We start from the raw sequence: 12,266 nt of genomic DNA, 5'->3' as shown, positions 1-12,266 counted from the left end.
GGGTGGGGGCCTTCGGAACTTCGCGAGCTTGTGAGCGGATGGGAACCGCCGCACTCGCGACATGACCGCCTCAGGCTCAGGGACTATCGCGACTCGCATCAAGCAGGTTCGGCTATCCACGCTGGCCGCCCTGCCGCACCAATGCGTGGGGGAGGACGAGCATGTGGAATCAAGTTTATAACCCACTGAACAATGCGGCGTTGTCGACCATCGCGGCGGCGGTCCCGGTGGTCTCGCTGTTGATCATGATCGCAAGCGGGCGCGTGAAAGCGCACATCGCGGCCGTGATTGCCGTCATCATCACCAACCTGATCACGATCGTCATCTTCACCATGCCGGTGAACATGTCGGTCCGCGCCTCCGCACTCGGCGTCGTCACCGGTTTCTTCCCGATCGGATGGATCGTCCTCAACGTCATCTTCCTCTACCAGGTGACGGTCACGACGGGGCGCTTCGAGCTGTTGAAGCGCGCGGTCGGCGGCGTCACCGAGGACCGGCGCCTGCAACTCCTGCTGGTCGCGTTCTCCTTCGGCGCCTTCTTCGAAGGCGCCTCGGGTTTCGGCACGCCTGTCGCGATCACCGGCGCCGTGCTGATCGGTCTCGGCTTCTCGCCGCTCGCCGCCTCCGGCCTGTCGCTGATCGCAAACACCGCGCCGGTCGCCTATGGCGCACTTGGCACGCCGATCCAGGGCCTTGCCTCCGTCACCGGACTTGATCCGTATATCCTCGGCGCGATGGTCGGACGGCAGTTGCCGTTCTTCTCGCTGATCGTGCCATTCTGGGTGGTCTGGGCGTTCGCGGGCTGGCGCGGCATGAAGGATATCTGGCCGGCGATCCTTGTCACCGGCGTGTCCTTCGCAATCCCGCAATTCGTGATCTCCAACTTCATCAATCCCTGGATCGTCGACATCGGGGCGTCGCTGATTTCGATGGGGGCGCTGATCCTGTTCCTGAAAGTGTGGCAACCCAAGCAGCTCTGGCTGTCGCCGGCGCTGCGCGGCCGCGATGAATCGGTGTCGGAAATGGGCAAGACTGCACCGCTCGACAAGACGCCGCTCACGCAGGCCGAGCTGTGGAGCGCGCTGTTGCCGTGGATCATCGTCTGCGTCGTGATGCTGATCTGGGGCAGTGGATGGTTCAAGTCCTGGGCGGACTCGTTGTTCGTCTGGAAGTATGCAGTTCCCGATCTCGACAAGATGATCAACAAGATGCCGCCGGTTGCGGCTGGCCCCACGCCGGAAGGTGCGGTGTTCAACTTTACCTATCTGTCCTTCACCGGCACGGGCATGCTGATCGCGGCGATCATCTCGGGCTTCCTGATGGGCGTCGGTCCCGGCCGGCTGCTGGTCGAATATGGCCGCACGATCCGGCTCTGCGCGATCTCGCTGATCACGATCTCGGCGATGCTCGCGATCGGCACGCTCACCCGCCTTTCGGGCGTCGACGCGACGCTCGGTCTCGCCTTTGCGGCGACTGGCGTGCTCTATCCCTTCTTCGGCACGCTGCTCGGCTGGTTGGGTGTCGCGCTGACGGGATCGGATACCGCCTCGAACATCCTGTTCGGCAACCTCCAGAAGATCACGTCGCAACAGATCGGATTGTCGCCCATCCTGATGGCGGCGGCGAACTCCTCCGGCGGCGTGATGGGCAAGATGATCGATGCGCAGTCGATCGTGGTCGCCTCCACCGCCACGCGGTGGTACGGCCACGAGGGCACGATCCTGCGCTTCGTGTTCTGGCACTCGATCGTGCTGGCCTGCTTGGTCGGCGTGCTCGTGACGCTCCAGGCCTACGTATGGCCGTTCACGGCGCTGGTGTTGAAGTAGCGCGACGCATTCTCAACGTAACGACATCCCCGCGGGAAAAACCCCGCGGGGATTTTGCGTGTGCGGCGAACCTTCTCAACGTCGTTCCCGTCTTATAGAAGGTGCGGCGGTTCAAGGACGGTCGAGAGGTCTCATGGTTTCGGTCAAGCAGATGGTGTGCGCGGCGGCCGCGGTGGTGCTGATGGCGGGCGCAAGCCACGCCGAGGACGGCTTTCCCTTCGGATCCGAGATGACGCTCGAAGCCTTGCCGCAGCAGGGCTCGAAGCGCATTCCCAACATCGAGATCGGCGACAATGGCGAGGTGGTGTTGGAGCTCTGGTGCAAGGGCGGCAAAGGTCAGTTCTCGGTCGCCGGCAACACGGTGATCTTCGTACCCGGCCAGATCCAGGACCGTTCCTGTCCGCCGGCCAAGGCCCAGGCCGATGACGACCTCGTCGCGGCGCTCGCCAGCGTCGAGACCTGGAAGCGCCAGGGTGACTTTCTCACGCTGATCGGCCCCAAGCCGCTGCGCTTCCGGATGAACGGGAATTAAACCAACTCGCTGTCGTGCCCCGGCTCGACCGGGGCACCCAGTACGCCGCGGCCCATCGATTCAATCACGACCGCCTCGGCGTACTGGATCGCCCGGTCAAGCCGGGCGATGACCAAGAGTTGGTGTACGGACTACTTCCACACCGACTTGTCGGCGTCCCAGCGCTGGCCCTTCAATTCCTTCGTCAGCGCCTCGATCGCGCCGTTGTCGTCGGTCTGATCGCCCTCTTCATCGGTGCCGGCTTCATCCGACAGGTTGAGCTTGGCGCCGGTGCTCTCGTCGGCCGTTGTGATCGCGGGGCTGCCGACCCAGAGCAGGAGGCGGTCGCTGCTGCCGGGCTTGTCGGTCGAGACCAGGCCCGCGACCTCGATCGTATCGGTGAGCTCGAGCGCTGGGAAATCCTGGTTCGGCCGCTTCAAGACGACCTTGAGCTTGCCGGTGACGGGGTCGAAGCTTTGCGAGACGGTTTTTGCCGTCAGCGTCCTCGCCAGCACGTTGGCGACGGTGCCGGCGAGCCGGTCCCGGCTGATCTTGTCGCCGTCGCGCCAGTCGGCGGCGGCGAAGCGGATGGTGCGGTCCATCTCCATCATGCCGGCGGTCCAGCCCACTGCGGTGACGCCCGGCATCGCCTTGAACTTGGCGAGCAGCGCAGCTGCCCGTTCCGGATCGACCGACATGTTGATGGTCTGCTCGCCGGCGCGCAGCGCGTCGCAGCCGACCGACAGGCTTGCCAGCGTCACCTCGACATCCTGGCCCTTCAGGCTCTTCAGGAAGTCGGTCGCCGCCTCTAACTTGACCTTGACCGCGATCGCTTCCGGCGAGACCTCGGTGAAATCCTTCGGCTGTGGCGTGATGCCGTCGTCGGAGGTCTGGTTGTCCAGAAACTCCTTCTCGCTGAGATCGGAATTGTCGGGCGAGGCGACCTCGGTCACGTTGCCGCCGATCGAGATCTGGCCACGGAATTCGAAGGTATCGCTGGTCGGCTTGCGCGTCAGCTTGACGGTGACCGGCGCCTTGTCGCCGAGACTCTGCGTCGTGCCCGACAAGAGCTGGCCGGCGACCGTGAGGTTGACGACGAAGCGGTCCTTGCGGTCGGAATTCTTCGCTGCGGGATAGCAGACGTCGAGCACGGCCGCGGTGACCGTCTTGCCCTGGCGGGTCTCCTTCAGGATCACATCGGCATTGCCGTCCATGAGCCCGTCGATCGAGGTGAAATAGCGCGTCTCGGTTCCACTGGGCGCGGCGGCCTTTGGCGACAGCTTCATCTGGGCGGACGCGACCTCAGGCGAAACTGCAAGCAATGCCGCCAAAAAACCAATCGAGCAGAACGAAAGCGCGCGCATCGACGAAACCCTCAAGAGATCAGAATCGGCGCCACCGTAGTGGGTTTTGGCCGGAGGTTGAATCGGAAAGCGCAGGCCATTCTGGGCAAAAAAGAAGGCCGCCCGGAGGCGGCCTTCGCGCGATTTTTTTGCTGCGACGGGCTCAGAAGCCCATGCCGCCGCCGGCCGGCATCGCGGGGGCTGCTTCCTTCTTCGGCAGCTCGGCGACCATGGCTTCGGTGGTCACCAGCAGGCCGGCCACGGAGGAGGCGTCCTGAAGCGCGGTGCGCACCACCTTGGCGGGGTCGATGATGCCCTTCTCGACCAGGTCGACGTACTGCTCGGTCTGGGCGTCGAAGCCGAAGGTCTCGGACTTGTTCTCCAGGATCTTGCCGACGACGACCGAGCCTTCGAGGCCGGCGTTCTCGGAGATCTGGCGGACCGGGGCTTCGAGCGCCTTCAGCACGATGTTGATGCCGGCCTGCACGTCGGCATTGGCGTTGGTGAGACGGCCCACCGCCTTCTTGGCGCGGAGCAGCGCGACGCCGCCGCCGGGGACGATGCCTTCCTGCACGGCCGCGCGGGTGGCGTTGAGCGCGTCCTCGACGCGGTCCTTCTTCTCCTTGACCTCGATCTCGGTCGCGCCGCCGACGCGGATCACCGCGACGCCGCCGGCGAGCTTGGCCAGACGCTCCTGGAGCTTTTCACGGTCGTAGTCCGAGGTGGTTTCCTCGATCTGGGCCTTGATCTGGCCGACGCGGGCCTCGATGTCCGGCTTCTTGCCGGCGCCGTTGACGATCGTGGTGTTCTCCTTGTCGATCACGACCTTCTTGGCGCGGCCGAGCATCTTCACCGTGACGTTCTCGAGCTTGATGCCAAGCTCTTCGGAGATCAGCTGGCCGCCGGTGAGGATCGCGAGGTCCTCGAGCATGGCCTTGCGGCGATCACCGAAGCCCGGGGCCTTGACGGCGGCAACCTTCAGGCCGCCGCGGAGACGGTTCACGACCAGCGTGGCCAACGCCTCACCCTCGACGTCCTCTGCGATGATGACGAGCGGCTTGCCGGACTGCACCACGGCTTCCAGCACCGGCAGCATGGCCTGCAGGCCCGAGAGCTTCTTCTCGTGCAAGAGGATGTAGGCGTCCTCGAGCTCGGCGGTCATCTTCTCGGCGTTGGTGACGAAGTAGGGCGACAGATAGCCGCGGTCGAACTTCATGCCCTCGACGATGTCGACTTCGGTGTCGAGCGACTTGTTCTCCTCGACGGTGATGACGCCCTCGTTGCCGACCTTCTGCATCGCCTGCGCGATCATCTTGCCGATGGCGGCATCGCCATTGGCCGAGATGGTGCCGACCTGGGCGACCTCGGACGAGGCGGCGACGGGCTTGGCGCGCTTCTCGATGTCCTTGATGACAGCCGCAACCGCGGTGTCGATGCCGCGCTTGAGGTCCATCGGGTTCATGCCGGCGGCAACCGCCTTGGCGCCTTCGCGCACGATGGCCTGAGCCAGCACGGTCGCGGTGGTGGTGCCGTCGCCAGCAAGGTCGTTGGTCTTGGAGGCGACCTCACGCACCATCTGGGCGCCCATGTTCTCGAACTTGTCCTCGAGCTCGATCTCCTTGGCGACGGTGACGCCGTCCTTGGTGATGCGGGGCGCGCCGAAGCTCTTCTCGATGACGACGTTGCGGCCCTTCGGGCCGAGCGTCACCTTGACGGCGTTGGCGAGAATGTCGACGCCGCGCAGCATGCGTTCGCGCGCTTCTCCGGAAAACTTGACGTCCTTGGCAGCCATTTTTTGCTCCTGGCATGATGTGGAAATGGGCCGCGCACCCTAATCGTCATTGCCGGGCTTGACCCGGCAATCCATCATCTTTCGAAGCAGGATGGATGCCCGGCTCAAGCCCGGGCATGACAAGAGGGAAGCGCGGCGGCGTTTGAAGGGACGTTGTGGCCTTAGGCCAGCACGCCCATGATGTCCGACTCCTTCATGATCAGGAGATCTTCATTGTCGATCTTGACCTCGGTGCCCGACCACTTGCCGAACAGCACGCGGTCGCCGACCTTGAGGTCGATCGGGATCAGCTTGCCCGCCTCGTCGCGGCCGCCGAGGCCGACGGCGACGATTTCGCCCTGGGACGGCTTCTCCTTGGCGGTGTCGGGAATGATGATGCCGCCCTTGGTCTTTTCCTCGGCATCGATACGTTTGACCACGACACGGTCATGCAGCGGACGAAATTTGGACTTAGCCATGACGTTTCCCTTTGGAAGCTCGCTTCGGAAGCGACGGAACTAGGAGAGGGGCCTGCGCCCCCGTCCGACCTCCGGATCGAATGCCGGGATCGAACGGCGCGCTTTAGCAATCGGGCTTCCCGAGTGCTAATAGTGCGCCCGGAAATATGGCTTGGCCGCGATCCTGTCAAGCAAAGGGTGGTTAAGCCATTGGTGAGACGGATATAGGATGTTGACGATCGAAACGAATTGGGGACGCTGGCGTATTCTACGACGTCATTGCCCCGGCAGCGGTTTTGCGCTTGGCTGCGGGAGGGGGCTGTCAGGCTCGTGTTTGGGGGGCGCTTTGCTCGGGGGAATGCCATGATCAGTTCAGCTCACGCGCGGACGGTTGCCAAGCTGGGCGCCGCCGCAGCCTTGGCGCTGCTGCTGGGTGCATGTGGCGGCGGCATGAGCCTGCCGTCGTTCTCATCGTCCTCGCCGGCGCCGGAGGCCGAGCCCGGCACTGGGCCGGAAATGCCGGCGTCGATCCGCGCCGACGAGATCGTCGGCCGCTGGGGCCTTGCCTCGTTCCAGAACCCGTCCGACCGCGCCCGCACCGAGGCTGCGGCCCGCGCGCAGTGCAAGAATCCCTATGTGATCGGCGCCGGATCGAGCGGCGGCGTGATCATGCACCTGGCCGACCAGGCGACGCCGCAGGAGCTGCGGCTGAAGGGCTCACCAAGCGGCAAGAACTATATCGGACCGGCCGGACCGACTCCCGGCGAGCAGGACCGCGAGATCGTCTCCTTCGACGGCCGCGTCATGGTCACCCGATTCATCGACAAGGACGCCGCCACCCGCTACGGCAACATGGTCTACGTCCGCTGCGCGCCGCGGGCGTGATCGAGATCGAGCCAAGCTTGTGATGCACCCTCTCCCGTGTGGGAGAGGGTAGCTTCGTGTGCGCAGGGCGAGGCGAAGAGACTGCGTCTTCCGCACGACCTCGCAGCCATCAGACCCATCCGCAGTGCCTCCGCTTGATGCCGTCAAGCCGCTCCAATGCCGATGTCACGACGTCTTCGGTCAGGCCGATATCACGGCGCAGCCAATCGGACATCGGATACGTCTCGACGCGTCCGTGCTCAGGTCTGCATGAAAGGCGTTGCCATGCGGCCGTCAGGGCGCGGAGCCACCGACGATTCCCCATAGGCGGATTTTTCCAACCTCCGCGCGATCTCGCTATCGAGCGCGGCGGCGAGTTCGCTTCCGACCTCGACCATCGGCAGGCGCACCTCCGGACTGTCGATGAGGCCGCATCGCCACAGCCAGTACTTTGCCGGCGCCGGACTCGGCTCGGCGAACAACAGCCGCGTCAACTCCGAAACCTCCTGCCAGCGCGCGAGCGCGGTGTCGGCATTGCCGCGCTTCAGCTCGGTATGAATCGCAGCAAAGGTTGCGGTCTCGATGTGGGCGGAGAGCAAGATGGCGCCATCCGCGCCGTCGCTCAGCGCTTCATGAGTGTGCGCGTCCTCGCCGGTCAGCACACGAAAGTGGTCCGGCTTGTCGCGGAGCAGCGCGATCGATTGCTCGCGGTTCGCGGAGCAATCCTTCAGGCCAACGATGTTCGGATGCTCGGCAAGGCGGAGCAGCGTCTGGTTGGTGAGATTGACCGAGGTGCGATAGGGAATGTTGTAGAGCACGATCGGCCAGGCAGCGTGATCGGCGAGCGCCTCGAAATGCGCACATAGGCCGCGCTGCGATGGCCGCAGGTAGTAGGGGCTCGCGATCAGATAACCGTCGATCGGCCAGTCCGCGGTTTCATCCAGGCTTTCCTTCAGCCGCGCGGTGTCCGCGCCGGAGAGGCCAAGAACGATCGGAACGCTGCGACGTTGCGCGGCGAGCTCCTCGCGCACGGTTGCGACGAGGCGCTCGAGCTCGGCGCCCTTCAGCGTCATGCCTTCACCGGAGGTCGCGCCGAGGATGAAGCCGTCGATGGCCTCGCACGCGTAGTGTCGCGCGAGCTGCCGGAGCGAGCGCTCGTCGAGATGGCCGTCGCGAAACGGCGTCACCAGAGGCAGCCAGAGGCCCTGCAATCGTTGTCTTAGGTCGGTCATGTTCCATCTCCTTCAGTTGAGGTCTGAGACGGAGGCACATGAAAAAACCCCGTCCAGACGGCGGGGTTTTTCGGGATCGCGACGACGAGAAGGTCTAGCGCGCGCAAATATCCCTTGGCCCCGGGTGGGGGGCTTTTTTCGAGGCGATCGCCTTCGAGAGGATTGCGCACGAATTCGTGATCATGGTGTGCAAATGATGCGTGGGATATGTGGAACTGTCAATACACGCGGAAAGCGAAGACCAAATTGGCAGAAAAAAAGCCGGACCCGAAGGGCCCGGCTTAGGTATTGGCCACGTGAGGCCGACACAATCACCTTCCAAGAGGGATTACTGAACTCCCGCGCCACTGGAGGAGGGGGACAAATGCGCAACGCGAAGGCTCAGCGTGCAAACAGTATGGGCTTGCCGAGCGCCCTGCAGCAACAGCCGAGGTCGCATGTCAGTCATGCGGAAATCAGGACGGCCAGCGTTGCGCCTTGCTCACCACGAAGTCGCGGAACACCTGCACGCGCGCGACCGTCTTCAACTCCTCGGGATAGACGAAATACGTATCGAGTTGAATCGAGTCCGATTCGCCGAACAGCTGCACGAGACGGCTGTTTTCTTCGACGAGATAATCCGGCAGCGCCGCAATCCCGAGGCCCTGCTGACACGCGCGCACGAGACCGAGGATGTTGTTGACCTTGAAGTAAGCCTCGCGCGGGCCCGAACCGTTACGCGCAGCTTCGACAAGCCAGTTGCGGTTCTGCAAATGCGGGGCGAAGTTGCCGTCGCTGAGCGTGATGATGCGGTGGGAGTCGAGCTCCTCCAGCGTACGCGGCGTACCGAAGCGCTTGATGTATTCCGGCGAGCAATAGGCGTGGAAGCCCATCGCAAAAAGCTTGCGCTGGATGAGATCCGGCTGCGTCGGCTTGCGGGTGCGGATCGCAACGTCAGCCTCGCGCATCGACAGGTCGAGCTCCTCGTCGGTGACGATCAGGGAGATGCGGATCTCCGGATAGAGCGAGGTGAACTCACCGAGCCGCGGGATCAGCCAGTTGATGCCGACGCCGGGCGTGGTCGTGATCTTGAGGTCGCCGCTCGGCCGCTCGCGGCTGTCGGTCAGTTTCGCGCGCGCCGCCTGGAGCTGCATGAACACGTCATGCGCGGTGCGGAACAACAGGTCGCCCTGCTCGGTGAGGATCAGGCCGCGGGCATGGCGGTGGAAGAGCGAGACCGAGAGCTCCTGCTCCAGCGCCGAGACCTGGCGTGACACCGCCGACTGCGACAGGCCGAGCTGCTCGCCCGCATGCGTGAAGCTGCCCGCTTCCGCTGCCGCGTGAAAGACCTTCAGCTTGTCCCAGTCCATATCGGTAAATCCGTCGCGTGTTCGAGGCATGGTCGTTATTCCGCTGCCGCGCGCTCGCTGGCGCGCAGGGCCAAGAAACGTTCGGCTTCGAGTGCGGCCATGCAGCCGAGGCCTGCGGCCGTGACGGCCTGGCGATAGGTTTCATCGGCGACGTCGCCGGCCGCGAACAGGCCGGGCACCGAGGTGGCGGTCGAGTTCGGGGCGACCTCGACATAGCCCGACGGTTTGAGTTTCACCTGGCCCTTCACGAGCTCGGTCGCCGGCGCGTGGCCGATGGCGATGAAGATGCCGTCGGCCTTCAGTTCCGTGAGCGCGCCGGTCTTGACGTTCTTGAGACGGACATGCGTGACCTTGTTCGGGTTCTCGGTGCCGCAGATCTCGTCGACAGCCGAGTCCCAGACCACCTTGATCTTCGGGTGCTTGAACAGACGCTCCTGCAGGATGCGCTCGGCGCGGAAGTGGTCGCGACGATGCACGATGGTGACCTGCGAGGCATGGTTGGTCAGGTATAACGCTTCCTCGACCGCGGTATTGCCGCCGCCGACGACCACGACTTCCTTGCCGCGGTAGAAGAAGCCGTCGCAGGTGGCGCAGGCCGACACGCCGCCGCCCTGGAATTTCCCTTCGGAGGGCAGCCCGAGCCAGCGCGCTTGCGCGCCTGTGGCGAGGATCACGGTGTCGGCGAGGTAGACGTCGCCGCTGTCGCAGGTAAGGCGGAACGGCCGCTGCGCGGTTTCCAGCTTGGTGACCAGGTCGGTGACGATCCTGGTGCCGACATGGACCGCCTGCTTCTCCATCTGCTCCATCAACCAGGGGCCCTGGATCACGTCGGCAAAGCCGGGATAGTTCTCGACGTCGGTCGTGATGGTGAGCTGGCCGCCCGGCTGGATGCCCTGGATCAGGATCGGCTCAAGCATCGCACGCGCGGCGTAGATCGCCGCGGTGTAGCCGGCGGGGCCGGAGCCGATGATGACGACCTTGGCATGGATGGGCGCGCGCATGTGGACCGGTGCCTCTCTCTTGGGGGAGTTGCAGCGCGGGCGCGGATAGTGCCTGGGAAGGCGCCGCGGAGGCGCTGAAATGTCAGTACTAATCTAAGCCTTCTGGCGAGCTATGCAAGAATTGCAGCCCATGTCGGCGGATTTTTCCCCCCGGGAACAAAAGATCATTGCGCTGCACGCGCAATAAAATTGCGCATCTCGGCGGGACTGGGTATGAGGATTGCGACGAACCCACCCGATACCGCAGACAAGGCCAGGAGTTCCAATCACGTGTCGCGGAACCTAGACGAGATCGATCTCAAAATTCTCGCCGAAATCCAGGCCGACGGTCGAATCACCAATGTCGAACTGGCCAAGCGTGTCGGCATTTCGCCGCCGCCCTGCCTGCGGCGTGTCCGGGCGCTCGAGGAGGAGGGCTATATCCACGGCTATCGCGGGCTGCTCGATTCGCGAAAGCTCGGCTTCGACGTGACGGTGTTCGCTGCCGTTCATTTGTCGAGCCAGGCGGAGGCGGACTTGCGCGCCTTCGAGCAGTTCGTGCGCGCCGAACCGCTGGTGCGCGAATGCTGGATGCTGTCGGGCGAGGTCGATTTCATCCTGAAATGCGTCGCGCCGGACATGGCGACGTTCCAGGATTTCGTCACGCATCTCACCGCGGCTCCGCATGTGCGCAACGTCCGGACCTCATTGGTGCTGCACAATTCGAAATACGAAGCCGCCGTGCCGCTGGAGGTGAAGGGGCGGCGCTGAAGCGAGACTCATCCTCGCCGCATCGCATCCACGCTGATCGGACCGCCGCCGGCTGACGCAAGATAAAGGCAGGCAAAGCAGAACAGGATCGCCAGCGTCCCCTCATTGACGAGCGGGAAGAAGCTGTGCGGCAGATGCTCGATGAAATAGGCGAACGCCATCTCGCCCGACAGAATGAAGGCGACGAGGCGTGTGAAGAGGCCCAGCATCAACAGCCCGCCGAACACCAGTTCGATCATGCCGGCGATGCCCCAGAGCGACAGCGGCGTGACGTCGGCGAACATCTCGACGGGCGGAAACTTGAACAGTTTTGCCACGCCGAACTGGAACAGCAGAAGTCCGGTGATGAAGCGGAACAGGCTGAGCAGATAGGGCTGGCTCTGCGCGGCGATACGATCGACGTCCATCGTGTCCTCCCTTGATGCAGCCAAGAGAGCATGACGGAGGACGTCATCGTTCACAATCGCGGCCGTTCACAATCGCATAACGAGCGCGAGACAAAAAAGCCGCGCTGGCCGCGCGGCTTTTGCATCGGTATCTATTGCGGCACGGGTTACCGCCACTCGACCTTGGTGATCTCGTAGGCCTTGGCGCCGCCTGGCGTGTTGACCTCGACGGAGGCGCCCTTCTTCTTGCCGATCAGCGCGCGGGCGAGCGGTGAGGTGATGGAGATGCGGCCCTTCTTGGCATCAGCCTCGACCTCGCCGACGATCTGCCACACCGTCTTCTTCTCGGTGTCCTCGTCGACCAACGTCACGGTGGCGCCAAACTTGATGGTATCGCCGGACAGTTTGGAGATGTCGATGATGTCGGCGCGCGCGAGCTTGTCCTCGAGCTCGGCGATGCGGCCCTCATTATGGGACTGCTCTTCCTTCGCGGCATGATATTCCGCGTTCTCCGACAGGTCTCCGTGTGAGCGCGCCTCGGCGATATGCTCGATGATCCGCGGACGATCCACGGACTGGCGATGCTTCAATTCTTCTCCGAGCGCGGCAAATCCGGCCGAAGTCATCGGAACCTTTTCCATCTCTTCTCTCGTCCTTCGGCCCCGCGCCCCCAAAAAAAGTGAGGCGCAGCAACCTTGATTCGTCGGTGATCCCGGGGCTGAACATGCGGCCACCGGAACGTTATGTGGGGCTGGCGCCGGAACAGAACAACCAC

Annotated in this window: 12 protein-coding genes; 4 read left to right on the top strand and 8 right to left on the bottom strand. The window is 63.9% G+C overall.

Translation table 11 applies throughout. The features are described from left to right. Nucleotides 1–161: 161 nt before the first annotated feature. Together SO140_RS15730 and SO140_RS15725 are read left to right on the top strand one after the other, a co-directional pair. Nucleotides 162–1,826 carry an L-lactate permease gene (locus SO140_RS15730; RefSeq protein WP_449377460.1) on the top strand — a complete coding sequence of 555 codons (1,665 nt, stop codon included), beginning with the start codon at nt 162–164 and terminating at the stop codon, nt 1,824–1,826. Nucleotides 1,827–1,959: 133 nt separating this feature from the next. Then, the gene (locus SO140_RS15725; RefSeq protein WP_449377459.1) at nt 1,960–2,358 is read left to right on the top strand and encodes an META domain-containing protein; all 399 of its coding nucleotides are present in this window, start codon (nt 1,960–1,962) and stop codon (nt 2,356–2,358) included. 131 nt (nt 2,359–2,489) lie between these two features. Here the strand turns inward: SO140_RS15725 and SO140_RS15720 are convergent, their stop codons facing one another. From SO140_RS15720 to SO140_RS15710, 3 genes are all read right to left on the bottom strand, one after another. Beyond that, nucleotides 2,490–3,701, bottom strand: a complete 1,212-nt coding sequence (locus tag SO140_RS15720; RefSeq protein ID WP_449377458.1) for a hypothetical protein — start codon at nt 3,699–3,701, stop codon at nt 2,490–2,492. A gap of 142 nt (nt 3,702–3,843) precedes the next feature. Further along, nucleotides 3,844–5,472 (bottom strand): chaperonin GroEL, encoded by a 1,629-nt coding sequence (gene groL, locus SO140_RS15715; RefSeq protein WP_449377457.1) that lies wholly within the window; start codon nt 5,470–5,472, stop codon nt 3,844–3,846. Between the two features lie 161 nt (nt 5,473–5,633). Continuing rightward, nucleotides 5,634–5,930, bottom strand: coding sequence for a co-chaperone GroES (locus SO140_RS15710; protein WP_449377456.1), 297 nt, complete (start codon nt 5,928–5,930; stop codon nt 5,634–5,636). A gap of 342 nt (nt 5,931–6,272) precedes the next feature. Between SO140_RS15710 and SO140_RS15705 the strand changes: the two genes are divergently transcribed. Next, the gene (locus SO140_RS15705) at nt 6,273–6,794 is read left to right on the top strand and encodes a hypothetical protein (RefSeq protein WP_449377455.1); all 522 of its coding nucleotides are present in this window, start codon (nt 6,273–6,275) and stop codon (nt 6,792–6,794) included. A gap of 239 nt (nt 6,795–7,033) precedes the next feature. Here SO140_RS15705 and dapA read toward each other — a convergent pair whose 3' ends face one another. The 3 genes from dapA to trxB form a co-directional block, all read right to left on the bottom strand. After that, entirely contained in the window at nt 7,034–8,005 is a 972-nt protein-coding gene (gene dapA / locus SO140_RS15700) for a 4-hydroxy-tetrahydrodipicolinate synthase (RefSeq protein WP_449377454.1), read from the bottom strand. A 455-nt stretch (nt 8,006–8,460) separates the two neighbouring features. Then, the gene (locus tag SO140_RS15695; RefSeq protein WP_449377453.1) at nt 8,461–9,384 is read right to left on the bottom strand and encodes a LysR family transcriptional regulator; all 924 of its coding nucleotides are present in this window, start codon (nt 9,382–9,384) and stop codon (nt 8,461–8,463) included. Nucleotides 9,385–9,389: 5 nt separating this feature from the next. Next, nucleotides 9,390–10,355: a thioredoxin-disulfide reductase gene (gene trxB / locus SO140_RS15690; RefSeq protein ID WP_449377452.1), complete on the bottom strand. Its 966-nt coding sequence runs from the start codon at nt 10,353–10,355 to the stop codon at nt 9,390–9,392. Between the two features lie 270 nt (nt 10,356–10,625). On the opposite strand from trxB, the gene SO140_RS15685 reads away from it, so the two are divergent. Further along, entirely contained in the window at nt 10,626–11,105 is a 480-nt protein-coding gene (locus SO140_RS15685; protein WP_027525216.1) for an Lrp/AsnC family transcriptional regulator, read from the top strand. Between the two features lie 8 nt (nt 11,106–11,113). On the opposite strand, the gene SO140_RS15680 is transcribed toward SO140_RS15685, so the two are convergent. Beyond that, nucleotides 11,114–11,512 carry a DoxX family protein gene (locus SO140_RS15680; RefSeq protein ID WP_449377451.1) on the bottom strand — a complete coding sequence of 133 codons (399 nt, stop codon included), beginning with the start codon at nt 11,510–11,512 and terminating at the stop codon, nt 11,114–11,116. A 146-nt stretch (nt 11,513–11,658) separates the two neighbouring features. Then, nucleotides 11,659–12,132 carry a transcription elongation factor GreA gene (greA, locus tag SO140_RS15675; protein ID WP_027525218.1) on the bottom strand — a complete coding sequence of 158 codons (474 nt, stop codon included), beginning with the start codon at nt 12,130–12,132 and terminating at the stop codon, nt 11,659–11,661. Nucleotides 12,133–12,266: the final 134 nt, after the last annotated feature.

The organism is Bradyrhizobium sp. UFLA05-108, from assembly GCF_059803455.1.
This window is presented reverse-complemented; position numbering and strand designations above follow the sequence as displayed.